This window comes from Arthrobacter sp. zg-Y179 (genome assembly GCF_020907345.1).
Lineage (GTDB): Bacteria > Actinomycetota > Actinomycetes > Actinomycetales > Micrococcaceae > Arthrobacter_B > Arthrobacter_B jinronghuae.
In genome coordinates, this window is record NZ_JAJJOB010000005.1 from 694,284 (window position 1) to 717,774 (window position 23,491).

At 66.9% G+C, this 23,491-nt stretch carries 29 protein-coding genes; 12 read left to right on the plus strand and 17 right to left on the minus strand.

The features are described 5' to 3' along the window. Positions 1–182 precede the first annotated feature (182 nt). Positions 183–1,472, plus strand: a complete 1,290-nt coding sequence (locus LOC56_RS06540) for an adenylosuccinate synthase (RefSeq protein ID WP_229951460.1) — start codon at positions 183–185, stop codon at positions 1,470–1,472. Between the two features lie 55 nt (positions 1,473–1,527). Here the strand turns inward: LOC56_RS06540 and LOC56_RS06545 are convergent, their stop codons facing one another. The 3 genes from LOC56_RS06545 to LOC56_RS06555 form a co-directional block, all read right to left on the minus strand. Beyond that, a complete protein-coding gene (locus LOC56_RS06545; RefSeq protein ID WP_229951461.1) occupies positions 1,528–1,923 on the minus strand; it encodes a VOC family protein in 396 nt (131 codons plus the stop codon). Positions 1,924–2,029: 106 nt separating this feature from the next. Beyond that, positions 2,030–3,025 (minus strand): DUF2804 domain-containing protein, encoded by a 996-nt coding sequence (locus LOC56_RS06550; protein WP_229951462.1) that lies wholly within the window; start codon positions 3,023–3,025, stop codon positions 2,030–2,032. A gap of 56 nt (positions 3,026–3,081) precedes the next feature. Beyond that, positions 3,082–3,567 (minus strand): MarR family winged helix-turn-helix transcriptional regulator, encoded by a 486-nt coding sequence (locus LOC56_RS06555; RefSeq protein ID WP_229951463.1) that lies wholly within the window; start codon positions 3,565–3,567, stop codon positions 3,082–3,084. A 68-nt stretch (positions 3,568–3,635) separates the two neighbouring features. On the opposite strand from LOC56_RS06555, the gene LOC56_RS06560 reads away from it, so the two are divergent. The 4 genes from LOC56_RS06560 to LOC56_RS06575 all read left to right on the plus strand — a co-directional run bounded on the left by LOC56_RS06560 (position 3,636) and on the right by LOC56_RS06575 (position 6,888). Next, positions 3,636–4,463 carry an alpha/beta fold hydrolase gene (locus LOC56_RS06560; protein ID WP_229951464.1) on the plus strand — a complete coding sequence of 276 codons (828 nt, stop codon included), beginning with the start codon at positions 3,636–3,638 and terminating at the stop codon, positions 4,461–4,463. A 128-nt stretch (positions 4,464–4,591) separates the two neighbouring features. Beyond that, a complete protein-coding gene (locus LOC56_RS06565; protein WP_229951465.1) occupies positions 4,592–5,398 on the plus strand; it encodes a carbon-nitrogen hydrolase family protein in 807 nt (268 codons plus the stop codon). Between the two features lie 256 nt (positions 5,399–5,654). Beyond that, positions 5,655–6,155, plus strand: a complete 501-nt coding sequence (locus tag LOC56_RS06570) for an RNA polymerase sigma factor (protein ID WP_229951466.1) — start codon at positions 5,655–5,657, stop codon at positions 6,153–6,155. After that, positions 6,139–6,888 carry a hypothetical protein gene (locus tag LOC56_RS06575; protein WP_229951467.1) on the plus strand — a complete coding sequence of 250 codons (750 nt, stop codon included), beginning with the start codon at positions 6,139–6,141 and terminating at the stop codon, positions 6,886–6,888. The genes LOC56_RS06570 and LOC56_RS06575 overlap by 17 nt, the downstream gene beginning before the upstream one ends. A 31-nt stretch (positions 6,889–6,919) precedes the next feature. Here LOC56_RS06575 and LOC56_RS06580 read toward each other — a convergent pair whose 3' ends face one another. Continuing rightward, positions 6,920–7,426 carry a CoA-binding protein gene (locus LOC56_RS06580; RefSeq protein ID WP_229951468.1) on the minus strand — a complete coding sequence of 169 codons (507 nt, stop codon included), beginning with the start codon at positions 7,424–7,426 and terminating at the stop codon, positions 6,920–6,922. After that, complete coding sequence (locus LOC56_RS06585) at positions 7,416–8,753, minus strand: O-acetylhomoserine aminocarboxypropyltransferase/cysteine synthase family protein (protein ID WP_229951469.1); 1,338 nt, start codon at positions 8,751–8,753, stop codon at positions 7,416–7,418. Before LOC56_RS06585 ends, LOC56_RS06580 begins: the two co-directional genes overlap by 11 nt. A gap of 125 nt (positions 8,754–8,878) precedes the next feature. Here LOC56_RS06585 and LOC56_RS06590 point away from each other — a divergent pair, with 125 nt between their 5' ends. Beyond that, a complete protein-coding gene (locus LOC56_RS06590; RefSeq protein ID WP_229951470.1) occupies positions 8,879–9,139 on the plus strand; it encodes a hypothetical protein in 261 nt (86 codons plus the stop codon). On the opposite strand, the gene acs is transcribed toward LOC56_RS06590, so the two are convergent. The 4 genes from acs to LOC56_RS06610 all read right to left on the minus strand — a co-directional run bounded on the left by acs (position 9,136) and on the right by LOC56_RS06610 (position 13,949). Beyond that, positions 9,136–11,109, minus strand: a complete 1,974-nt coding sequence (acs, locus tag LOC56_RS06595; protein ID WP_229951471.1) for an acetate--CoA ligase — start codon at positions 11,107–11,109, stop codon at positions 9,136–9,138. The two genes, LOC56_RS06590 and acs, sit on opposite strands and share 4 nt — an antisense overlap. Further along, a complete protein-coding gene (locus tag LOC56_RS06600) occupies positions 11,085–11,936 on the minus strand; it encodes an ABC transporter permease (protein ID WP_229951472.1) in 852 nt (283 codons plus the stop codon). Before LOC56_RS06600 ends, acs begins: the two co-directional genes overlap by 25 nt. Continuing rightward, the gene (locus tag LOC56_RS06605; protein WP_229951473.1) at positions 11,933–12,982 is read right to left on the minus strand and encodes an aliphatic sulfonate ABC transporter substrate-binding protein; all 1,050 of its coding nucleotides are present in this window, start codon (positions 12,980–12,982) and stop codon (positions 11,933–11,935) included. The genes LOC56_RS06600 and LOC56_RS06605 overlap by 4 nt, the downstream gene beginning before the upstream one ends. A 145-nt stretch (positions 12,983–13,127) precedes the next feature. Continuing rightward, a complete protein-coding gene (locus LOC56_RS06610; protein WP_229951474.1) occupies positions 13,128–13,949 on the minus strand; it encodes an ABC transporter ATP-binding protein in 822 nt (273 codons plus the stop codon). Positions 13,950–14,362: 413 nt separating this feature from the next. On the opposite strand from LOC56_RS06610, the gene LOC56_RS06615 reads away from it, so the two are divergent. Both LOC56_RS06615 and LOC56_RS06620 read left to right on the plus strand, forming a co-directional pair. After that, positions 14,363–14,980, plus strand: a complete 618-nt coding sequence (locus LOC56_RS06615) for an alpha/beta fold hydrolase (RefSeq protein WP_229951475.1) — start codon at positions 14,363–14,365, stop codon at positions 14,978–14,980. Positions 14,981–15,021: 41 nt separating this feature from the next. Further along, positions 15,022–15,441: a CoA-binding protein gene (locus tag LOC56_RS06620; RefSeq protein WP_229951476.1), complete on the plus strand. Its 420-nt coding sequence runs from the start codon at positions 15,022–15,024 to the stop codon at positions 15,439–15,441. Here the strand turns inward: LOC56_RS06620 and LOC56_RS06625 are convergent. Next, positions 15,438–16,271 carry a DUF1206 domain-containing protein gene (locus LOC56_RS06625; protein ID WP_229951477.1) on the minus strand — a complete coding sequence of 278 codons (834 nt, stop codon included), beginning with the start codon at positions 16,269–16,271 and terminating at the stop codon, positions 15,438–15,440. The genes LOC56_RS06620 and LOC56_RS06625 overlap by 4 nt on opposite strands. A 119-nt stretch (positions 16,272–16,390) precedes the next feature. Between LOC56_RS06625 and LOC56_RS06630 the strand changes: the two genes are divergently transcribed. Both LOC56_RS06630 and LOC56_RS06635 read left to right on the plus strand, forming a co-directional pair. Further along, positions 16,391–16,777 (plus strand): MmcQ/YjbR family DNA-binding protein, encoded by a 387-nt coding sequence (locus LOC56_RS06630; RefSeq protein WP_229951478.1) that lies wholly within the window; start codon positions 16,391–16,393, stop codon positions 16,775–16,777. After that, entirely contained in the window at positions 16,774–17,349 is a 576-nt protein-coding gene (locus LOC56_RS06635) for a DUF1990 family protein (RefSeq protein WP_229951479.1), read from the plus strand. The genes LOC56_RS06630 and LOC56_RS06635 overlap by 4 nt, the downstream gene beginning before the upstream one ends. On the opposite strand, the gene LOC56_RS06640 is transcribed toward LOC56_RS06635, so the two are convergent. The 6 genes from LOC56_RS06640 to LOC56_RS06665 form a co-directional block, all read right to left on the minus strand. Next, complete coding sequence (locus LOC56_RS06640; RefSeq protein WP_229951480.1) at positions 17,325–17,858, minus strand: GNAT family N-acetyltransferase; 534 nt, start codon at positions 17,856–17,858, stop codon at positions 17,325–17,327. The two genes, LOC56_RS06635 and LOC56_RS06640, sit on opposite strands and share 25 nt — an antisense overlap. A gap of 61 nt (positions 17,859–17,919) precedes the next feature. Continuing rightward, positions 17,920–18,312: a hypothetical protein gene (locus tag LOC56_RS06645; RefSeq protein WP_229951481.1), complete on the minus strand. Its 393-nt coding sequence runs from the start codon at positions 18,310–18,312 to the stop codon at positions 17,920–17,922. A gap of 54 nt (positions 18,313–18,366) precedes the next feature. Next, on the minus strand, positions 18,367–20,676 hold the full coding sequence (gene purL, locus LOC56_RS06650) for a phosphoribosylformylglycinamidine synthase subunit PurL (protein WP_229951482.1): 2,310 nt from the start codon (positions 20,674–20,676) through the stop codon (positions 18,367–18,369). Further along, positions 20,673–21,452, minus strand: a complete 780-nt coding sequence (gene purQ, locus LOC56_RS06655; RefSeq protein ID WP_442860076.1) for a phosphoribosylformylglycinamidine synthase subunit PurQ — start codon at positions 21,450–21,452, stop codon at positions 20,673–20,675. Before purQ ends, purL begins: the two co-directional genes overlap by 4 nt. Beyond that, a complete protein-coding gene (purS, locus tag LOC56_RS06660; protein WP_227920839.1) occupies positions 21,452–21,706 on the minus strand; it encodes a phosphoribosylformylglycinamidine synthase subunit PurS in 255 nt (84 codons plus the stop codon). Before purS ends, purQ begins: the two co-directional genes overlap by 1 nt. A gap of 123 nt (positions 21,707–21,829) precedes the next feature. After that, positions 21,830–22,057, minus strand: coding sequence for a hypothetical protein (locus tag LOC56_RS06665; protein WP_229951483.1), 228 nt, complete (start codon positions 22,055–22,057; stop codon positions 21,830–21,832). Positions 22,058–22,197: 140 nt separating this feature from the next. Between LOC56_RS06665 and LOC56_RS06670 the strand changes: the two genes are divergently transcribed. Both LOC56_RS06670 and LOC56_RS06675 read left to right on the plus strand, forming a co-directional pair. Continuing rightward, positions 22,198–22,704: a DUF4442 domain-containing protein gene (locus LOC56_RS06670; RefSeq protein ID WP_229951484.1), complete on the plus strand. Its 507-nt coding sequence runs from the start codon at positions 22,198–22,200 to the stop codon at positions 22,702–22,704. Continuing rightward, on the plus strand, positions 22,697–22,927 hold the full coding sequence (locus LOC56_RS06675; protein ID WP_229951485.1) for a hypothetical protein: 231 nt from the start codon (positions 22,697–22,699) through the stop codon (positions 22,925–22,927). Before LOC56_RS06670 ends, LOC56_RS06675 begins: the two co-directional genes overlap by 8 nt. Here the strand turns inward: LOC56_RS06675 and LOC56_RS06680 are convergent, their stop codons facing one another. Then, positions 22,928–23,473, minus strand: coding sequence for a serine protease inhibitor (locus LOC56_RS06680; RefSeq protein WP_229951486.1), 546 nt, complete (start codon positions 23,471–23,473; stop codon positions 22,928–22,930). It lies immediately after the preceding gene. Between the last annotated feature and the right edge of the window lie 18 nt (positions 23,474–23,491).

Consider the following 23,491-nt stretch of genomic DNA (forward strand, 5'->3'; position numbering starts at 1 on the left):
CCCTGCAGCGCATTCTCGAGTGAGGAACAGCATGATCGGCTAAACTTGGCAGGTAAGAGCCCCGCAAACTTGCGCCGAGGTACGCCGTGAGGCATGACGGTCCAAGTTCAGGGGCGTTCTCATGCACGGTAGCGGATCTGCAACCAAGCAGCTCCGTCCCGTATCTAATGGGGGAGGATCCCATGCCAGCTATTGTCATCGTCGGCGCCCAGTGGGGCGACGAAGGTAAAGGTAAGGCCACCGACCTGCTCGGCGGCCGCGTCGATTACGTCGTCAAACCCAACGGCGGAAACAATGCCGGCCACACCGTCGTCGTCGGCGGTGAAAAATACGAACTCAAGCTGCTGCCCGCAGGCATCCTCAGCCCCAACGCGATTCCGGTGATCGGCAACGGCTGCGTGGTGAACCTTGAGGCGCTCTTCGCCGAGATCGACGGCCTCGAATCCCGCGGCGCGGATACGTCCAAGCTCCGGATTTCCGCCAACGCGCACCTGGTGGCCCCGTTCCACCAGGTAATGGACAAGGTCACCGAGCGCTTCCTGGGCAAGCGTGCCATCGGCACCACCGGACGCGGCATCGGCCCGGCCTACATGGACAAGGTGGCCCGGCTGGGTATCCGCGTGCAGGACATCTTCGACGAGTCCATCCTGCGCCAGAAGGTCGAAGGCTCCCTGAAGCAGAAGAACCAGCTGCTGCTGAAGGTCTACAACCGCCGCGACATCGACGCCGAAGAGGTTGTCCAGTACTTCCTCTCCTACGCGGACCGGCTGCGCCCCATGGTCATCGACTCCACCTATGAGCTGAACTCCGCCCTGGACGAAGGGAAGGTCATCCTCATGGAGGGCGGCCAGGCCACGTTCCTGGACGTGGACCACGGCACCTACCCGTTCGTCACGTCCTCCAACCCGACCGCGGGCGGCGCGTCCGTCGGCTCGGGCATCGGCCCCACCCGGATCACCCGATCCGTGGGCATCATCAAGGCTTACACCACCCGCGTCGGTGCCGGCCCGTTCCCCACCGAACTGTTTGATGACATGGGCCTGTACCTGCAGAAGACCGGCGGCGAGTTCGGTGTGAACACCGGCCGTCCGCGCCGCTGCGGCTGGTACGACGCAGTCCTGGCCCGCCACGCTTCCCGCGTCAACGGTTTCACGGACTACTTCGTGACCAAGCTGGACGTGCTGACCGGCATCGAGAAGATCCCGGTGTGCGTGGCGTACGACGTCGACGGCGTCAGGTTCGACGAGATGCCGATGACGCAGACCGACTTCCACCACGCCAAGCCGATCTTCGAGTACTTCGACGGCTGGACCGAGGACATCACCGGCGCCAAGAGCCTCGAGGACCTGCCGGACAACGCCCGGAACTACGTGCTGGCGCTGGAAAAGATGTCCGGCACGCGTTTCTCTGCCATCGGCGTGGGTCCGGACCGTGACCAGACGATCGTGGTGCGGGACCTCATCAACGAGTAGAGCCACTACGCACGGAAGGCCCCGCAGTCCTTGAGGCTGGGGGCCTTCCGTGCGTCTACCGTGCGGCCTGCAGATCCGGGGCCGCTTCGGAGCGGCTCAGCACGCAGAACTCGTTGCCCTCCGGATCGGCCAGCACCACCCAGTCCACCTCGGTTCCCTGCCCGACGTCGGCCCGGACCGCGCCCAGCGCGAGCAGCCGTTCCACTTCCTGGTCCTGACTACTGCCCTGCGCTGCCCGCAGGTCCAAGTGCAGCCGGTTCTTGACAGCCTTCCTCTCGGGCACGGGGATGATGTCGATGTCCGGACCGGCCCTGCCGTCAGCCCGAACCAGCGAAACGACGTCGGCATCGTTGGTTTCCGCAATCCGGTAGCCCAGCGCCCGGGTCCAGAATTCCGCCAGCCGCGGCGGATCCGCCGCGTCGAGGGCAATGGATGAGATGACAAGGGTCATGGGGTTCTCCTGTCCGGCGCGGGAAATGATTCCCGAAGCTAACAGGGGCCGGGACGCTGGTCAACGGCCGGGTTCCCGCGCCGGAACCGGTGCCGTCGTACCCGGGCTACCAGCGGTTGCGGGCCTCCTCGATCCAGCCGCCCAGCCCGTCCAGGGAATACTCCGTGCCGTCCGGGGTGCGCGCTGTTCCGGTCCAGGTGCCGAAGGCCTGCCAGGTCCGGGCACTGATGACGACGGCGTTCGTCGCCGCCACCCGCCGGTGGAAGGGGGTCAGGGTGGCATCGATCCACGGTCCGTGCACCCGCCAGGCCGACGCCGGATCGGCGAGATCGTACGCAAACTCCAGTTCGCCGTCGTAATGGTGCAGCCTCCCGTCCACTATCAGGGCGTTCTCTGTGGCCGGCGTGCCCGCGGTCCATTTCCCGCCGATCTGCAGGCCCAGCCGGGTGCCGTCCACCGTGCCCGAGCCCACGCCCCAGTTCCAGCGCTGCGAGTACGGCCAGCGCCCGCGGCCGCGGTCCAGCACCGCAAACGAATCCGCCCCGCCTACCGGATACTTCCGCCCGTCCACCGTGACGGTGCCCGACACCCGGCGGGCCACGTCCTTCAGCGTGTACTGGTAGCGGCTCGCTGACCACGGCACCACTACGCCGAGGACATCCCCGTCCGCTTCGGCGAACAGGTCTGCGGTGATCCGGGGAGACGAGGCCTGCAGGCGCGTGCCGCCGTCGGCGTCGTGGAAACGCAGGCTGGCACCGCCAAAGGCGCCGAACGCCGTCAGCGGCGGCAGCGCATCCGGCAGGGAGACGTCCGCGTAGGAGGGCAGGATCTTCAGCGGCTCCAGGCTCGTCTCCTTGCCCGTGCTGCGTTCGAACACGTACAGCTGCAGGGTGGAGGCGTAATCCAAATGGGCAATGGTCAGGCCGACGGCAAGTTCGGGTGTGAGGATGCCCCAGTACTCCCAGCGCTTGGTCCGCCATCCGCCTTTGGCACCGGAGGGGACCACGGGACGGTGCAGGGCGCTGCGGGCAAAGCCCACGGCTGCCGGATTCAGCACCCCGGCGGGAGAGCCGAGGTCAACGGGGGCAGTGATTTCATCCATGCCGCCCAAGTCTAGGGGAGCGCGAGGGGTCCGCCCTGACACCGCCGACGCACGTTCTATCCGTTGCCGGCTGGGCGTCGAGTTGCGTCCAGAATGTCCTGGAGAGTCCACATTGCTGCTTCGAAGCGTTGCTCGCCGGCGTATGTTCCCCACAGTTGCTCCAGTTCACGAACTTTGTCCGACGCGTCGCTGAGCATCTGCAGGCCCCGCGGGGTCGGCAGGATGAGTTTCGCCCGGGCGTCAGCGGGGTCGGGAACGCGCATCAGGTAGCCCAGGGCCTGCAGTTCATTCACCAGTTCCGATGTAGCGGCGAGGCTAAGCTGCGCCCTTGCTGCGAGGGCCGTCAGACGGATTCCCTTCGTGCTTATATTGCCGGTGATCTGTAGGTGGGCGGGGCGCAGATCCCCGTATCCGTGCCGGTCTGCCTCTTCCAGCAGTTCACGTCGGAATTCGGCCAGGAGGCGGACCAGGAGCTGGCCGACAGGGAGTCTCCTTCGGTAAGGATTTTCGTTAGCGGAACCTCTTGACGGCGGCAGTGACATGGTGGAAAGTCTAGGTCACAAGCTTCGGAATCCGAAGCATTCCAAGGATCCGTTCTTAGGAGGCGGGCGTGGATACGAAAACAACGTCAACCGTGGTCCCTACGGCCGTTGGTCCCATCAAAATCCGCCGGATCGGCGTGGGCCCACCGGTGTTCCTGTGGCACAGCATGTTCGTTGATTCGGAGACTTTTGACCTCGTAACCCAAGAGCTGGGGGACGGGCGCGAGCTGTTCCTGATGGACGGTCCCGGTCATGGAGACAGTCCAGGTCCCCGAAGGCTCTATTCCCTGCAGGACTGCGCCACAGCGGCGGTGCAGGTGATGGATGCCCTGCAGGTTGCCGTTCCGGTCGATTGGGTGGGTAACGCCTGGGGCGGACACGTGGGCATACTCCTGGCGGATAGCTCTCCGGCCCGCATCAGGACCTTGGTGGCCATCGGCACCCCGGCCTATCCGCTGCCGGCGGCCGACCGCCGGAAGACCGCCCTCCTCGTCCGGCTGTACCGGATTCTGGGCCCGGGACCATTGAGCAACCTGGTGGTGGAAGCGCTGGTTGGCCCAGGAGCCGCCACGAGCGCACCTTCAGCTGCCTCCGTTGTTGCCGCCGCCTTCCAACGCGGCGACAGGCGGGGAAAGTACTGGGCCATGCGCTCCTTGATGCTCCGCCGTCCGGACCTCCGCCCGGTCCTGCCGCGGCTGCAGGTGCCGACACTGTTGATGGCCGGCCGGGATGATGCCATGAACGACGCCGGGGAAGCGGAACGGGCGGCCCGTTCGTTGCCTGCCGGTCAATTCGTACCGGTGACCGGCGGTGGGCATGTCGCGCCGCTGCTCGTGGCTCCGAATGAGGTCACCCGGACCATTCTGGAGTTCTGGGCCGCTCAGGACGACGGATAGCCGCCAGCGCCGGTGCGCCTACGGCACTGGCCCGGTCACCGATCTGCCGCTTCACGGAGGATCCTGCAGAACAACGCTGACCTGCTCTAGGCTGGGAGCAACCCAGCCCGAAGTGAAGGTGGTTTCCTGTGAAAGTCAGCGTCGGTCAGTTCAGCCCCTCCGGTGACGTCCGGGAGAACCTGGACACCATGCGTTCCCTGGCCGGCAAGGCCCGCGCCGAGGGCTCCGAGCTGATCATCTTCCCCGAAGAATCCATGTTCAGCATCGGCAAGGTGGAAGGATCGCTGGCCGCCGCCGTCGACGCCTCCTGGACCACGTTCGTCTCCCAGTTGTCCCTGCTCGCCGCCGAGCTGGAGATTGCGGTGATCGCCGGCGGCTACGAGTCCAGCGGCGAGGAACGGCCGTTCAACACACTGGTCCTCATCGATGCGGTCGGACGGATAGTGGACACGTACCGCAAGCTGCACCTCTACGACGCGTTCTCCTATGCCGAATCGACCCGGATCAAACCGGGCGACGGCGGCGTGAAGGTTATGCAGGTAGGGGACCTCCGGGTGGGGGTCATGACCTGCTACGACCTGCGCTTCCCGGAACTGGCCCGGGCGCTCGCCGACCTCGACGCGGATTTGCTGGCTGTGCCGGCAGCCTGGTTCAAGGGCGAGCACAAGATCGACCACTGGGAAACCCTGCTCAAGGCGCGTGCCATCGAAAACACGCTGTGGGTTGCCGCGGCGGGAACCTCCAGCCGGCATACCGTGGGCCACTCCGCCATTCTGGATCCCATGGGAGTGCCGCAGGCAGCGCTGGAGGACGAGCGCGAGGCGGTAGTGACGGCGGACGTCACCCGCCAGCGGATCGACGACGTACGGCAGTTCCTGCCGGTGTTGAAGAACCGCCGTTTTGCCGGAAATGCGCGGATTGTGGAGGCGCACTAGGTCCGGACGGCCCTGCCGAAAAGATTTTCCGCGAGCTGCGTAACCTTTTCGTACCCGTTCGCGATTACTTGTTTGTAACGGCCGCGCCGAGGCTTATCCCCCCAACGAGCATCGGTGCGGCCGTTGCACGCATGTCTACGGCGGTGGACACGGTAGCATTTGGACCACTCCCGCTTCCCAGGAAAGTGAATCCGCCGTGCCTGCACCGCTTACTGAGCAAACGCTCCGTGATGCACGTGCCCGAAAACCGGCGGCTTTGCGGGAAATCTACGACGACTTCGCGCCCGGCATCCTCGGGTACCTCCGCTCCAAGGGGTGCGACGACCCCGAAGCACTCACGCAGGAAGTCTTCCTGACGCTGTTCTCCAAACTGGACACGCTTAAGGGAGGGCTCCGAGGGGCCCGTACCTTCGCTTTCTCCGTTGCCCACGCCCGTATGGTGGACGACCTCCGACGGCGCGAGCGCGAGCCGGTGATGGCCGTGTTTGATCCGGAGCTGGACCGCCGTGAAGCCGAATCCGCCGAGGAAAGCGTGCTCGGCTCCGTTGCGGGAGCCGCAGCCCTGCTGGAAGGGCTCACGCCGCAGCAGCAGGAAGTCCTGCTTCTGCGCGTGGTGGCCGATCTTTCCATTGAAGAATCGGCGCAAATCATGGGCCGCAGTGCCGGAGCGGTCAAGCAGCTCCAGCGCCGGGCACTGGGTGTACTCAAAAACCAACTCGAACGGAAGGAGGTACCGGACAATGAACCAGCATCCTGAAGCGCAGGACAGGCTCTATGTCCGCGGCCTCCTGGCGGAAGCCGGCGTCGAGGAGTCTCCCGAACTGGTTGAGCGACTGTTCGCCCTGCGCCTGCAGTCCCGCGTACCTGCGCCGGAACCGGACGGAGAGCTGGCTGCCCTTTTCGCCGGCAACCCCGTGCCGCTTCGCCCCAGGGCCCGGCGCGGCCGCGGCATCATCCTCGGCGCTGCCCTGATCGGGGCCATGGGCGTCGGTGCGGGCGGCGTCGCGGCCAACCCTGACTTCCTGGTCCGAGCGGATCCAAGGCCCGAGGTCACCTTCACTCCGGAAGCGCCCACGCTGGAACGAGCCAAACCCGCTGCCCCGGAGGCGCCCTCCCTGGAACAGGCCACCCCGGCGGCACCTGCCCCAGCTGCGGTGCCCGAGGCGGCGGCGCCCGCTCCTGAACCCACCCCCGCACCTGAGGCTGTCCCCGTGCAGGCTCCCGCAGCGGCACCCGATCCGGCGGCAGTTCCGTCGGCGGTGCCGGTCCCGAGCCCGGATTATCCAGGGCCTTCGGGCAATCCCGGCGCCGGGTCCCGCAAGGACGCGGGCCCGCACACCGGCTATGTCCCGCACGAAAACCGGCGGTCGGACGGCCGGGTCAGGGACACAATGGGACCGGGAGGCGGCGCGTCGACGTACGGCGGTTCGGATTCGCAACGGAACAACTCCCGCCAGGACGGCCACGGCCACTCCAACCGGGACCGGTAGGCCGAGCCACGCAAGACCCGCAGCCCGGCTGCTAAGCCGTCAGCTGCCGCTTGGAGGAGATCACACCGGTGTTAAAACCGGCCAGGTTCAGGCCCCCGTGAAAGCGGGCATGCTCGATCTTCACGCAGCGGTCCATCACCACGCTCAGTCCTGACGCTTCGGCCTGCCGGGCAACCTCTTCATGCCACGATCCCAGTTGGAGCCAGAGGGTCCCGGCCCCTGCAGCTTTCGTCTCCGCGAGCACCTCCGGCAGGTCCTCGTGCCGGCGGAACACGTCCACGATGTCCGGGGCCTCGGGCAGGTCCGCCAGCGAGGCATAAACCGGTCGGCCCAGGATCTCCTTCGCCGTCGGGTTCACGAAATACACGCGGTACCGCGAGGACGAGAGCAGGTATGTGGCGACGAAGTAGGACGCACGCGAGGGCTTGTCCGATGCCCCGACAATGGCGATCGACTCGGCCGAGCGCAGCAGCGCAAGCCGCTCCGGCGCCGTCGGGCCGGTCCAGGTGCGTGGCCGGTCAGTGGTGTCAGCGGACATGGGCAATCTCCTCCTCGACAGACGGAACGGTGGTAGGCGCAGCCCCGGCGGCCGCCGTCAGCGCGGAGTCCAGGTCCCAGAGAATGTCGTCCAGGTCCTCCAGACCCACCGAAATGCGGATCAGGTCCTCGGGAACGCCGGCGCTGATGAGCTGGTCGGGCGACAGCTGCTGGTGCGTGGTGGACCCCGGATGGATCACCAGCGTGCGGGAGTCACCCACATTGGCCAGGTGGGAGGCAAGCTGCAGGGACTCGATGAAGGTCTGCCCCGCCGCCCGGCCGCCCCGGACCCCGAAGCTGAAGACCGAGCCGGGTCCCTTGGGCAGGTACTTCCGCGCCCGCCCATAATGCGGATGCGACGGGAGCCCGGCGTAGCTGACCCAGGACACCCGCGGATCCGTTTCGAGCCATTCGGCCACCGCCTGGGCGTTGCGCAGGTGTTCGTCCAGGCGCTGGGCCAGCGTTTCCACCCCCTGCAGCAGCGCAAACGCCGACGTCGCACTCAGCGAGGGGCCGATGTCACGCAGCTGCTCGGAGCGGAGCTTGGTCAGGAACCCGTATTCGCCGAAGTTCCCCCACCAGGAGATGTTGCCGTAGCTGGGTACCGGTTCGGTCATGGCCGGGAACTTTCCGTTGCCCCAGTCGAACCGGCCGCTTTCGACCACGACGCCGCCGAGGGTGGTGCCGTGTCCGCCCAGGAACTTCGTGGCGGAATGGATAACGATGTCCGCGCCGTGCGCGAACGGCTGGACAAGATACGGGGTGCTCAAGGTGGCGTCCAGGATCAGCGGCACACCGGCGTCGTGCGCCACCCGTGCCAACGCCTCGATATCGGTGACTTCACCGCTGGGATTGGCGACGACCTCGGCGTACACGGCCTTGGTGTTCTCCTGCACCGCTGCGGCATAGTCCGCCGGATCGGTGCCCGGGACAAACGTGGTGTCGATCCCGAACCGGCGCAGGGTCACGTCCAGCTGCGTGAGCGTGCCGCCGTAGAGCTGGGCGGACGCCACGATGTGGTCCCCGGCGGAGCAGAGGGCGGCGAAGGTGATGAACTCGGCGGACATGCCCGACGCCGTCGCCACCGCTCCGATGCCTCCCTCCAGCGCGGCAATGCGCTCTTCGAACGCGGCGACGGTGGGGTTGCCGATCCGTGAGTAGATGTTGCCGTACTTCTGCAGGGAGAACAGATTGGCGGCGTCGGCGGTGTCCTTAAAGACGAAGGACGTCGACTGGTAGATGGGCACGGCGCGGGCGCCGTGCAGGGCGTCGGGGGTGCCGCCGGCGTGCAGGGCACGCGTGCGGAAACCGAACTGATGTTCACTCATGGGCAGAGTGGTCCTTCCTCGGGTGATGCAGGGCGGATCGGGGAGCTTCCCGTTGTGGTTTGGTGCCGGTGTGGGCTTAGGTTGCAGGTAGGGGCGCGTGCGCCGCGGGCACTCAGGAGGCCGGAGTGGACGAATACGTGATTGTTGTCGAGACGGGCTACAAGATGGCCTCGGCCGCGCATCGGGTGACCTTCACCGAACCGATGGGCCGGCGGGAGGCCACCGGGGTGTTCCTCGACCTGATCGAGGGTCGGCGCGAGGACCTGCTGCCGTCCCGGACGGACAGCTACATCCTTGAGGTTTCGCCCACCGAATTCCTGCAGGTCCACCAGGCCATGGGCGGATCCGTGGTGCTGGATCGGGTCACGCTGACGCGCAGACACTAGCCCTCCCGCCGGCGCCGCAGTTCGGCCTGGATCTGCGCGATGCAGGGTTCGTTCTGCAGGCTGCTGGTATCGCCCAGCGGGGTCCCCTCGAACAGCTGGGCCAGCAGGCGGCGGAGGATCTTCCCGGACCGGGTCTTGGGCACGTCGCGGACAGCAACGACGGCGGCGGGCCGGGCGATTGGTCCGATCTCCCGGCCGACGTGCGCCCGGAGGTCCTCGCCGGCCCGTAAAGCGTCCGCGGCGGCGGTGAGCACCACAAACGCGACGACCGCATGTCCGGTGCGGGGATCGGCGACAGCGCAGACGCCGGCTTCCACCACCCAGGGATGCGAGACCAGGGCCGATTCGATTTCGATGGTGGACAGCCGGTGCCCGGACACGTTCAGCACGTCGTCCACCCGGCCCAGGATCCAGGTGTCGCCGTCGCCGTCGTACCGCGCGCCGTCACCGGCCAGGAACCAGCCCTGCTGTGCGTACTGCCGCCAGTAGGAGTCGAGGTAGCGCTGCGGGTCGCCCCAGACCGTGCGGGCCATGGCCGGGCCGGGCCGGTCCACCACTATGTAGCCCTGGGTGTCCGGCGGGACCGGGTTACCGTCCGCGTCCACGATCCGGGTGCCGACGCCGGGCAGGGCCCGGGCGGCGCAGCCGGGCTTGAACACGGTGTCAGTAGGCCGCGGGGAGAGGATGGCCGCACCCGTTTCGGACTGCCACCAGGTATCGAGCACCGGCACCTCGTCCCGGCCGAGCTCGCGGCGGAGCCAGCGCCAGGCCTCCGGGTTGACGGCCTCGCCCACGGTGCCGAGCAGGCGGATGGAGGAGAGGTCATAGGCGTCCGGGATGCCGTTCGGAAACCAGCCCATCAGGGACCGCACCAGGGTGGGGGCGGTGTAGTAGCTGGTCACGCCGTAGCGTTCGATGATCTCCAGGTGCCGGCCCGGATGCGGGGTGTCCGGGGTGCCTTCGAAGATCACCTGCGTGGCGCCGTTCGCGAGCGGTCCGTAGATCTCATAGGTGTGGGCGGTGACCCAGGCCAGATCGGCGGTGCACCAGTGCACGTCCGCGGCCCGCTGCGCGGGGTCGGGATGGCCGAAGAGGTACGCGTAGCTCTCCGCCGCCTGGGTCAGGTACCCGCCGGTGGTGTGGACCAGGCCCTTCGGCCGTCCGGTGGTGCCGGAGGTGTACATGATGAACAGCGGCGCCTCGGCGTCGAAGGCGGCGGGGGTATGGACGTCCGACGCCGTCTCCACCGTTTCGTGCCACCACACGTCACGGCCGTCCACCCAGGTGACCGGGGAGCCGGTGCGGCGGACCACCAGCACGTGTTCAACGGTGTCCGCGCCGGCAACGGCGGCATCCGCGTTGTCCTTGACCGGCACGGCCTTTCCGCGGCGGTACTGGCCGTCCGTGGTGACCAGCAGCTTGGCGCCGGTGTCCCGGACGCGGAACTTCAGCGCTTCGGCGGAGAACCCGCCGAACACCAGCGAATGCACGGCACCGATCCGGGCGCAGGCCAGGGTGATCACGATGGTTTCCACCAGTACGGGCAGATAGATCACCACCCGGTCACCGGCCCCGACGCCAAGGTCCTGCAGGGCGTTCGCGGCACGGCTGACCTCGCGGAGCAGATCGTTGTAGGTGAGGGTGCGCCGGTCGCCGGGCTCGCCTTCGAAATGCAGGGCCACCCGGTTCCCGCGGCCGGCCGCCACATGCCGGTCCACACAGTTCACCGCCGCGTTCAACCGGCCGCCGGCGAACCATTCGATGGCGGGAACGGTGTAGTCGGCGTCCGCCTCCGGGATGTCCGGCCCGCTGAGCCGCTGCGGTTTTTCAAAGGTGTGCGCCGTGTACCACGGCGTTTCCCACTCGAGGCGGCGGGCAGCGGATTCCCAGAACGCAATGCGTTCGCTTTCCGTGGCCGGCTCCGGCAATGTGGCGGGGAGTGCGGTCAGGCCCATTTCTTCACCGCCCATTTCTCCGCGATGCCCAGCAGGGCATCGGTGGCCTTGCCGAAGACGGCGAGGGTGATGATGGCCAGGAACATCCGGTCCGTCCGGCCGTTGTTCTGCGAATCCATCAGCAGGAACCCCAGCCCCATCGAGGATGCAATCAGTTCGGCCGCGACCAGGAACAGCCAGGACTGGGCCAGCGCGAGCCGCAGGCCGGAGCAGACCGCCGGCACCACGGCCGGCAGCTGGACGGTGGTCAGCAGCTTCACTCCGCGCAGCCCGAAGGCCCGGGCCGCCTCCACCAGGTTCCGGTCCACATGCCGCAGGGCCAGGGCAACCGTGGTGAAAACGGGGAAAAACGCGCCGATGGTGATCAGCGTGATTTTGGAGTCCTCGCCGATCTTCATCCACAGGATCAGCAGGGGCACCCAGGCCAGGGACGGCACCGCCCGCAGGGCTCCGATCACCGGTCCCAGCAGGGCATCGGCCAACCGGGACAGGCCGAGCAGTGCGCCCAGAACCAATCCCAGCGCCGATCCGATGGCGAAACCGGTGAGCACCCGCTGGGTGGAGATTGCGATATGGGTGCCGAACTGGCCGCGCTGCACCAGATCCGCTGCGGCGTTGTACACCGCTCCGGGGGAGGGCAGCTGCACTGCGCTGAAGACCCCCGCAGTGGAGGTGAGCTGCCAGGCGGCGAGCAGCAGCACGGGGACGAGAAGTCCCAGGCCGAGCCGTGCAAGCCGCCGATCCAGCCGGCCGCCGGCTCTCCCGGCGGGTGCCTTCGAGGTGCCGCGGGCTGGGGTCCCACCGGTCCGGCTTACAGCGGCGGAAGGTGCCGGGGTGCTCATGAGGATGCTCCGAGGGCATCCGGATCCGCGTTCTGCACATAGGTGTCGTCCAGGAGGCTGTCCAGAGCGTCATCGATCTGCTCCTGGCTGGCCACGTCGCCGGTCTCCACCAGTGTGGGGCCGATCTTCGCCAGGACGCGGCGCTGGGCCTCGCCGGGTGCCGGGTCAACGTCCAGGTTGCTGCGCTCCAGAATCACCGTTTTGGCGACCGCGGGGTCCAATCCGGCCACGTCGGCCAGGATCTGCGCGGTTTCGTCGGGGTTTTCCGCCGCCCAGGCACGCGCCTTTTCGTAGGCGTTGACCACGGCCTGCGCCTGCTCGGGGTCCTCTTCCAGGAAGGATTCGTTGGCGGCCAGGAGTCCGTAGGTATTGAAGTCCAGGTTGCGGTAGGCCAGCCGGGCGCCGTTCTGCTCGGCGTCGGCCATGATCGGATCCAGCCCGGCCCAGGCATCGACGGACCCGTTGTCCAATGCGGTCCGGCCGTCGGCGTGCTGGAGCTGCTCCACGGTGACATCCGAGAGGCTCAGGCCCGCTTCCTCCAACGCCTGAACCAGGAAGAAGTACGGGTCCGTACCCTTTGTTGCGGCTACGGACCTGCCAGCGAGATCCGCCACCGAGGTGATGTCGGAGTCGGCGCCGACCACCAGGGCGGCCCATTCCGGCTGGGAGAACACATCGATGGCCTTGATCGGGGAACCGTTGGCCCGGTTGAGCAGAGCCGCGGAGCCTGCGGTGGAACCCACGTCGATGGCACCGGAGCGGAGGTTCTCATTGGCCTTGTTGGATCCGGCGGACTGGACCCATTCCACCGTGACTCCCTCGTCGGCCAGGGAGTCCTCCAGCCAGCCCTGGTCCTTGATGATCAGGCTCAGCGGGTTATAGGTGGCGAAATCGAGGGTCAGGGTGCCTCCGTCGGCGTCTTGGACGGCGGACGCACCGGTGGAGTCTTCTCCGGCAACGCACCCGGTGAGGGCAAGGCCGGCGACGGCGGTGGCTGCGGCGAGCGTGCGGGCCGTGCGGTATCGGATTGGAGAACGGCTGTTCATGGGAATCGATTCCTTAGGGAGGCGGGGCCTGCGCCGGGTACGCGAAAGCGGTCGGCAGTGGCCGGTAAGCGGGTAACACGGGATAGCTCCGCCCCGGAAAAGGGCAGGAGCGGGCCGGGAGAGGTCCCGGGGTGGGGGTGGGGGTCTAGTGGCGCTCGACGCCGAGAAGAGCGAGGAGCTCGCCGCGCATTCGGGCCAGTTCCGCCGAGGCGCGGTCACGGGGCCGGGCGCCGGGAACGGTGACAACTTCGGTGATGGTGGCACCGGGGACGCCGTCCTGGCTGCCGAGGACAATGATGCGGTCCGCCAGCTGCAGGGCTTCATCCACGTCGTGGGTCACCAGCAGTACCGTGGCGGGCGCTGCCCGGTGCAGGGTGAGCAGCAGGTCCTGCATCTTCAGGCGGGTCAGTGCGTCGAGGGCACCAAAGGGTTCATCCAGGAGCAGGACACCGGGTTCCCGGGCCAGGGCCCGGGCCAGGGAGGTCCGCTGGGCCATGCCCCCGGATACCGCCCGGGGCCGGTGTTTGGCGAAGGCGGACAGTCCCACCAGGTCCAGGAGTTCGGCCACCTTGGCCTTCCCCCGGCTGGCGCTCGCGGACTTGGGCAGCCCGATCGCAATATTGGCCTGCAGCGTCTGCCACGGCAGCAGCCGTGGTTCCTGGAAGGCGACGGCGCAGCGGTCGTCTATCCCGCTGACGGACTTGCCGTCGATCAGGATGCTGCCGTCGGTGGGCAGGTCCAGGCCGGCGGCGGCCCGCAGCAGGGTGGATTTGCCGCAGCCGCTCGGGCCCAGAATGGCCAGCACCTCGCCGGGCCGGACCTCGAAGGTGATGTCCCGAAGGACTACATGTTCATTCGGTCCGGAGCCGAAGCTGCGGCCGAGCCCGGCGAACTTCACCGGCAGGGCCGCACCCGGTCCTGTGCGTGACGCGGGGGAGGACGTGGAAGAGGGCAGTACTGCAGTCATAGAAAACACTCCATCGCTCCTGGCAGTAGCACCCTACGGAAGGTGTCCTGAGCCGGGATAACGGCTTCCTGCGACACCAGCCTCGTTATTGCCGCAGTTCAAGGAGGAAATGCGGCAACCAGGGTTGCTGCGGCTTCATCGATCCAGGTCTCTCAGCCGCTCGGGATGGTCAAGGACTACTAAACGCCGGATCGGCGGATCCGACAAGTCCCGGCAGGCTGCCCGCGTTCACATAAAGAAATGTTCGACGCCGCGTCGCTGGGCCGTCGTCTGCGGCACTTCGATGCACCTGCCGCCTGCGGGCATTGACCTTGCGCGCCGTCGGCTCCTAATTTTGGAACACGGTGCGGTTACGGCGAGTTCCCTTCAGCTCTCCAGCATCTTCCTACCTCCCCAACCAGCAGGAGCCGGCCATGGAATCAGCTTCGGGTGCCTCCGGAATCGTGTTGTCCGCCGATGGAACGCCCATTGCGTGGTCGCGGCGGGGCAGCGGCCCTCCCCTGGCCATCGTGGGGCCCCTGCTGGCGCACCGCAGCAGTCCCGCGACGGTGGTCCTGGCGGATGCCCTCTCGGAAAACCACACGGTCTACACCTATGACCGCCGGGGTATCGGGGAAAGCGGCATGGGCGAGGAATACACCGCGGAATCGGACGTCGATGACCTGCTGGCCGTCCTTCAGGTGGCCGGGGGATCAACTGACCTTTACGGCTTTGACGAGGGGGCGTTCCTGGCCCTGAGGGCCGCGGAGGAATCCACGGTGGTCAGCCGGGTGGTGGCCCTGGAGCCAACCCTGTCCCTCGCTGACGGGGAGGACGAACTGATGGTCCTGCAGACCGAGATCGAGGGCCTCAGCGGCGTCACCATCCCCGTTCTCGTTATGGCCGGCAGCAGCAGCGGCGAGGATACCCAGGACCTGGCGCGGCAGACCGCCGAGGCCTTGGACTCCGGGGAGTTCCTGCTGGTGGAATCGGATACCCGCGGCATTCCCGATGCGGCCCTGACCGACGCCATCGAGTCCTTCCTGGCCTAAGCTGGATGCCTATCACCGGCTCCGGGGCAAAGGAAGAAACTGTGGCACACGCTAACGACCCAGCGGCAATCGAACGGCTGCTCCGGAACAAGGGGGCCCGGTGGGCGATCGTGGGCTTGTCCAATAACCCGCTCCGCCCCGCCGTCGGCGTCTCACGCTTTGTCCAGGACCATCTGGGCATGGAGATCATCCCGGTGAGCCTGAAGGGCGATGACGTGCACGGCAACAAGGGTTACCGCCGGCTCAGTGAAATCCCGGGAAGCATCGACGTGGTGGATTGCTTCGTGAATTCGACCCGGGTGGGCGACGTCGTGGACCAGGCCATCGAAGTGGGCGCCAAGGCGGTCTGGATGCAGCTCGGCGTGGTGGACGAAGCGGCGGCCGCGCGTGCGGCGGCGGCAGGGCTCGACGTCGTGATGGACGCCTGCCCGGTCATCGAAGCACCGCGCTTCGGGCTCTAAAGCTTGGCGAACCGAGCGCGGATGATCCCCATGTACAGCCCGTAGAGCATCAGACCGACCCCCACCGCGGCCAGTGCCACCACGCCGAAGGGCTGGTCCCGCAGCGTACGCAGGGCGCCGTCGAGGCCGGTGGACTCCTCCGGGTCCGCCTGCACGGCGGCCAGGGTGAGCAGCACCCCCAGGATGCCAAGCGACACTCCCTTGGCGATAAAGCCGGCCACGCCGGTGATGTCCACGGCCTTTGCCCAGAGTCCGCCGGGAACGCCGGTGAGGTTCCGGCGGAAGCGGCGGGTGGCTCCCTTGAAAATGAAGTAGCCGCCGATTCCCACCACCACCAGTCCGGTGAGTCCAAGAATCCACTGGCCCGCGGGTACCGCCAGCAGGCGGGCGGTCCAGCTGACCGAGGAAGAGCTGCCGTTATTGCTTCCGCGGCCCAGGGCAAACGAAGCGAAAACGGTTCCGATGGCCCCGTAAACGAGCACCTGCCCGGCGTTGCTGGCCCGGTCCTTCCACAGCTCCTTGTCCTGCAGCTGTTGTCCGGCAAAGAAGATGCGGCTGAGCTGGAACAGTGCCAGGGCGTAGCAGCCGAGGAAGCAGAACCAGACCAGCGCGTACCCGGCGGGCTGTTCGGCCACAGCGGCTACGGCACCGCTGGTGTCCGCATTGCCGGACCCTCCGGCGTTGATCTGCAAGGCGATCACACCGATGACAATGTGCACTATCCCGCTTGCCACATAGCCCGCCCGGGCGAACCGCTCGAAGGTCCTGGAATCGGCCGCGCGCACCGCAGCCTGGCTGACGGGGCCGCTACTGCGGTTGTTCTGCTTCAAACCGTTTTATCCTTCGCTCTGCTGCCGGCACACCCGCAGTAATCTACCTGTTCCTCCCATCCTGTCACCCAGGGGCCGTGGCAGTGCCGTTGCGCAGACGGCAGCGATAGGCTTTTCCCATGGATGCGGGTGAGCTTAGACGGTTGTGCCTGTCCCTGCCCGGAGCGTTTGAAGATTTTCCCTTCGGGCCGGAGTCCTCGGTGTTCAAAGTGCGGGCCGCCGCTGGCAAAGCGAAGATGTTCGCTCTGACGGACCTTGCCGGTGAACCCCTGATGATCAGCCTGAAGTGCGAACCGGAGCTGGCACTCCAGCTGCGCGCCGCCCATCCGGAAATCACCGGCGCCTGGCACATGAACAAAACGCACTGGAACCAGGTGGAAGTTGCCTCCGGCCTGCCGCGGGACATGATCCGGGACTTGGTGGAAGATTCCTATGACCTGGTGGTGGCCTCGCTGCCCCGAAAGGACCGGGAATCACTTGCCTGGAAGGGCCTGGCGGAGGAATGAGGCGCCACACCGGCTTCACCTACGCTGAGCGGGGGCTAACCGAGCGGCCCTATCCGGCACCGATGACGGACCGCTGGCCGGCGGGTTACCGGCTGGTGCTGCGCAAGGAAGAACTGGAAGTCGCCGATCCGCAGGCCGGGTTCCTCCGCCTCACCAACGGGCTGCTGGACTGGGGCCTGCACCGCCGGGCGGGGCTGTACGTGGCACGAGGCACGCCCTGCGCTGCCCCGGGTGTAGACATGGCATCGGGCGTGGGGGTCTGGCGGGTGCGCTACTACGCTCCCTGCCGAGTGATCTGGGCTGCTGAAGCGGCGGTGGACGACGACGGCGCGCCGGTCCGCGGACAGCGCAGCGGTTTTGGCTACGGCACCCTGCCCGGACACCCGGAGCGCGGTGAAGAAGGTTTTTACGCCGAACTCGACGAAGACGGCCGGCTGTACTTCCGGGTTGCTGCCTACAGCCGCCCGGGCAACCGGCTGGTGGGTGCCGTCAACATGGTCAACACCCGCGTCCAGCAGTTTTACACCAACCGGTATTTCGCCGCAGCCTACCGGCTGGCCTCCGGGAGCTGATCCCGCCGGAGGGCGAACTGCAGGGTGAGTTCGCTTTCCTCCACCGGCATGAAGCCCGCGCTCAACAGCAGGGATTGGGACGCGTCATTGCCCGGTTCCGTGTAGGCGATGATGGTGTCCACCTCCGGGTGGGTAAGCGCAAACCGTGCCAGGGCCACCAACGCTTCAGTGGCGTAGCCCTGCCCCTGGCTCGAGGGAACCACGCTGTAGCTGACTTCCACGGTGCCCTCATCGGGGACGCCGGCAAAGCCGATGGTTCCCACCACCAGCGTGGTGGAAAGTTCCCGGATCAGGCGCGTGCCGAACGACGCAGCGGGACCGAGCAATCCGGCCTCGAAGAACTGGCGGGCGGCGTCGTAGTCGGTGGGCTGGGGGAAGTCCTCCGCCCAGTCCGGGCGTCGCGTCTGGATGATGAGGGCGTCCACTTCGGCCACGGTCATCAGGTCCAGCGAGAGGCGCTGCGTGGGAATGCTGGCCTCCGCGGCCAGGTTCTCGGGGATTATGCTCACGAGCTAATTTTGCACGTACTTTCGGGTTTTGCTTCATTCGGCGGTCCGGACGCGCGGGGGACTACCTGGTTTGGCGCCCAACAGGTACGAAGAGCATCCGAAACGAGTTCGCCAGGAGGAGTCCGAACAGCCCGGTGGACGTCGTGGGCTGCTGGAGCAGCAGCAGCGAAATGATGAGCAGTACTGCGCACAGCACCGCGGTCGCCGCCATGAACTTCACTCGTCCCCGGTCCGCAGTCAGCACTTGTTCCTTGCCCCGGCTGCGGGCCCCCGCCAGCAACCACACCCCGATGCCTGCTGCCAGCAGCCCGGCCGCGACGGTGAGACCGGCCGTCAGCCGGTCATCCCCGCTGAACAAATACGGCAGGTTCAAAATCAGTGGGACGGCGCCCGCCGCCAGGCTTAGTACTCCGCCAATCTGGCGGACCTGCTGCGTTCGGTTGATCTTGTCCATGCCTGAGGAGCCTACACGGGCCCGTATCCGCGGGCCCGTGCAGGTGCTGCCGGCTTAGCCGAAGTGCTTCGGCAGGGTGCCTTCGTACGCAGCCTTCAGCTCATCCAAGGGCAGGGTGAAGTTGCTCTGGAAGTCCAGGGCGCCGATCTCGGTGTCCACCACGCCGATCCGGGCATGAGCGAAGCCGCGGGCCGAGCACATGTCCTTGAACCGGACCTCCTCGCTGCGGGCCACCGCGACGACGGCGCGGGCCTGGGACTCGGAGAACAGCAGGGTGAAGAGGTCCACTCCGTCGCGTTCGCAGACTTCGCCGAGGCCGATCCGCGCACCGACGCCGAAGCGCAGGGCCATCTCGGACAACGCGGCGGCAAGGCCGCCCTCGGAGAGGTCATGCGCGGCGTCGATCATGCCGTCGCGGGAGGCATTGACCAGCAGTTCCCCGAGCAGCTTCTCCGCCTTCAGATCGACCTTCGGCGGCTGCCCGCCCAGATGTCCGCGCAGGTTCGCGAACTCGGAGCCGTCCAGCTCGTCCTGCGTGGTGCCCATCAGGTAAATGGCCTGGCCGTCCTGCCGCCAGCCCGACGGTGTGCGCCGGGCGACGTCGTCGAACACGCCCAGCACGCCCACCACGGGGGTGGGATGGATGGCGACGCCGCCGGTCTGGTTGTAGAGCGAGACGTTGCCGCCGGTGACGGGCACGCCGAGTTCGCGGCAGCCGTCGGCCAGCCCGCGCACGGACTCGGCGAACTGCCACATGACCTCCGGGTCCTCCGGCGAACCGAAGTTCAGGCAGTCGGTGACCGCCAGCGGCTTTGCCCCGGCGGTGGACACGTTGCGGTAGGACTCGGCCAGGGCCAGCTTCGCGCCCTCGTACGGATTGAGGTAGGAGTAGCGGCCGTTGGCATCGGTGGAAATGGCGACGCCCAGGCCGGTGGTTTCATCCACACGGACCACACCGGCGTCGTCCGGCATGGCCAGGGCGGTGTTGCCCTGCACATAGCGGTCGTACTGGTTGGTGACCCAGGACTTGTCGCACATGTTCGGCGAGGCCATCAGTTCCAGGATGGCGTCCTTGACCGCGGCGCTGCCGAAGGGCCGTTCCGCATTGAAGGAGTCGGCTTCGATGCTGTCCTGTGCGGCCGGCCGGGACATGGGGCGCTGGTACACCGGTCCCTCATGCGCCACCGTGCGCGGATCCACGTCTACAATGGTTTCGCCGTCCCAGTCGATGATCAGCCGGCCCGTGCCGGTGACCTCGCCGAGCCAGGAGTACTCCACGTTCCACTTGTCCATGATCGCCTCGAACGCTTCCACGTTCTCCGGGGTCACCACGGCCATCATGCGTTCCTGTGACTCGGACATCAGGATCTCGCCGGGGGTAAGGGTGGGGTCGCGCAGCAGCACATTGGTCAGTTCCACGTGCATGCCGCCGTCGCCGTTGGAGGCGAGTTCCGACGTCGCGCAGGAAATGCCGGCCGCGCCCAGGTCCTGGATGCCCTCCACCACGGAGGACTTGAACAGTTCCAGGCAGCACTCGATGAGCACCTTCTCCGCGAAGGGATCGCCCACCTGGACGGCGGGGCGCTTGGAGGGCTTGTCCGCGTCGAAGGATTCGGAGGCCAGCACGGAGGCGCCGCCGATGCCGTCGCCGCCGGTGCGGGCGCCGAAGAGCACCACCTTGTTGCCGGCGCCGGAGGCGTTGGCCAGGCGGATGTCCTCGTGGCGCATTACGCCCACGGCCAGGGCGTTGACCAGCGGGTTGCCCTGGTACACGGAGTCGAAGACCAGTTCACCGCCGATGTTGGGCAGCCCGAGGGAGTTGCCGTAGCCGCCGATGCCGGAGACGATGCCGTGCACCAGGCGGGCGGTGTCCGGGTGGTCGATGGCGCCGAAGCGCAGCGGATCCATCACGGCCACCGGGCGGGCGCCCATGGAGATGATGTCGCGGACAATGCCGCCGATGCCGGTGGCGGCACCCTGGTAGGGCTCCACGAAGGACGGGTGGTTGTGGGATTCGACCTTGAAGGTCACGGCCCAGCCCTCGCCGATGTCCACCACGCCGGCGTTCTCGCCGATGCCCACCAGCAGGTGTTCCTTCATTTTGTCGGTGACCTTGTCCCCGAACTGCTTCAAATGCACCTTGGAGGACTTGTACGAGCAGTGCTCGGACCACATCACCGAGTACATGGCCAGTTCCGCCGCGGTGGGGCGGCGGCCCAGGATCTCCACGACCCGGTTGAACTCGTCTTCCTTGAGGCCGAGCTCGGCCCAGGGCAGTTCCGTGTCCGGGGTGGCGGCGGCGTGCTCAACGGTGTCTATGCGGAACTTCTTCTGCTCAGCGGCAGCACTGGGCGAAACGGTCATGACTTGCCTCCGGCAACGAGCGAGTTGAGTACAGAGCTGAAGATGCGCAGCCCGTCGGTGCCGTAGCCCAGGCCGACCTCGCCGTAGGCGGAGGAATCCGGCCCGAAGCCGGGTTCGACGGCGTGTTCAGGGTGCGGCATCAATCCGACGACGTTTCCTGCGGCGTTGGAAATGCCGGCGATGCCGCGGCGGGACCCGTTGGGGTTCTCGCCGTCGTAGCGGAAGACCACCCGGCCTTCGCCCTCCAGTTCGTCCAGCGTCTTCTCATCCGCGACGTACTGCCCGTCCTGGTTCTTCAGCGGAACGACCATCCCCGCACCGGGTTCATAGGCGTTGGTCCAGGCGGTGCCGTTGTTTTCCACACGCAGCAGCTGGTCCGCGCAGGAAAACTTCAAATGGTTGTTCTTGATCATGGACCCGGGCAGCAGGTGTGCCTCGGTGAGGATCTGGAAGCCGTTGCAGATGCCCAGCACGGGCATACCGCCGGCGGCGGCGTCCACTACCTTTTCCATGAGCGGTGCGAAGCGGGCAATGGCGCCGGCGCGCAGGTAGTCCCCGTAGGAGAACCCGCCTGGGATGATTACCGCGTCCACCGACTGCAGATTGGCTTCGGCATGCCAGAGCCCGACGGCGGTGCCGCCGGCGATGGTTACGGCGCGGGCGGCGTCGCGGTCATCCAGGGTGCCGGGGAAGGTGATGACACCTACCCGGACGGCGCGGAGCGCGTCGTTTTCGGGAGCAACGGAAAAGTCGCCGATCAGGGGAGTACTCAAGATCAGGCCTCCGGGATTACTTCAACGCGGGTGACGTCTTCGATCACGGGATTGGACAGCAGCGTCGCGGCGGCGGTGCGGGCCTGCTCCAGGATTTCCGGGGTGACGTCCCCGTCAACGGTGAGCTCGAAGCGCTTGCCCTGGCGGACTCCGGCGAAGCCGGTCAGTCCGAGGCGGGGCAGCGCGCCTGCAATGGCCTTGCCCTGCGGATCGAGGATTTCAGGCTTGGGCATAACATCAACAACGATCCGGGGCATCCGGCAGCTCCTCTAGACGAGATGGGTGGCCGCGGACCTTGCCGTCTCACGCTGATTCAGCGCTCCGCGAGCTTGCACTTGCCATTCTAGCGGCGTTACCTGCGTTACGGTGACTGGCAGGACCTAGGCCGGAATCTCCAACTGGAAGCCGCAGGCGCAGCGGAGCACAGTGGTTTCCAGCTGTACATCCACCGGTTCCTCGGGCATGGATTCCACGGTGATCGGTTCGAAGATGGAGCGCTGCCGGCTGTCCCGGGGCTGCATTGGTTCGCCGCAATGCATGTATTCCGCGTCATCGGACTCCAGGAGCCCGCGTGCCCAGAGGTATTGGTCCTTTGCTTCTATGGACATTTTTACGCTTTCAGTCAGGTCCGGAACTCCGTTGTCCGGAAAAATACTAAGCATGCTTATTCAATAATAGGCCATCACGTGCCGGTTAGCTATCGCAGGTCTTCCTGTGGCGTGGATTACCTTCCGGTTAGAGTGGGGCCGTGAGACTCCTACAAGCAAGCCCCGCCACCGTCCGCCGGCTAATGAACGTGTGGCCGCCCTTTGCCTTTACCGGCATTCGGATTACCCGACTGGACCCTGAATATCTGGGTGTCTCCGTGCGGCTGCGGTCCTACTGGTGGAACAAGAACGTGGCCGGGGTTCATTTCGGCGGCTCACTGTTCGCCATGACTGATCCGTTCTGGATGATGATGCTGCTCCACCACCTCGGCAGTGACCACGTTGTCTGGGACCGTGCAGCGGAGATCGAGTTCCTGAAGCCGGGAAAGGGCGAGGTGCGGGCCGAGTTTGTCCTGGATCCGGCCGACGTCGAACGCCTGCGCAAGCTGGCTGCGGGCGGGGAGAAGGTCCTTGAATGGTTCTCGGTGGACGTGACCGACAGCAGCGGCGAGGTGGTTGCCCGGATACGGAAGCAGGTTCATGTGCGGCGCAAACGGGAACGGCCCGGCGTGCCGGAGCCCAGCGGAACGGCGGCGGCCCATGAATGACGGTGCCAACCCGACCATCCCGGCGGTCGACACAGTCCTGGTCTCCGGCATCGCCGCAGCACTGCTGCTTTTACTGGTGTGGGCGGTCATCCGCCTGGCCCGCTCGAGCGCAGTCACTGCCGGGGAGCGGTTTGGGCTGCTTCTCTTCTGCCTGATATTCCCCGTGCTGGGGCCCATCTGCACATTGGTGATCCTGGCCCGGCGGGAAAGCGTGCGCCGGTAGCTAGAGGGAACCGTCCGCAGGCCCCAGCAGGGCGGTAAGTCGTTCCCAGCGCGAAATCTGGCAGCCGTCCGTCAGTGAGAAGCTTGCGTCCACGGCCTCGCCGCGAACCATGCCGGTGACGTGCGCACGCTGCATTCCGCGGATCTCCTGAGTACACATCAAGCCCGCCGCCGGCTCCGCGAGGGCGGCTGCCCCCTGGTCCGCAAGCACGGCACAGGCCCCGGCCGGATCCGGCACGGTCGAGCCTTCCCGCGGCTCGGCGCCGTCGCACTGCAGCGTCCACGTGCTGCTCGGCGTCGTCCCGTCCACGCTGAACTCCACGGTCAGCGAGACCGGTGCCTCCGCCGTGGTCCCGGGGGCCGGGGTGGGGGAGCCGATCGGTGTGGGCGAAACGACGGGCGAGGTCGGCGCCGTCGTTGACTCATTGGGGGAGTCGGTTGATTCCGGGGAATCCGGGGAACGGCCGGAGTCCCCGCCGCAGGCTGCCAACAGAACGGCGGTGCACAGCAGTATGGGGACTAACGCTGATCCTCGAATGTTGCGCACTGTGCGGCCTCCATTGGT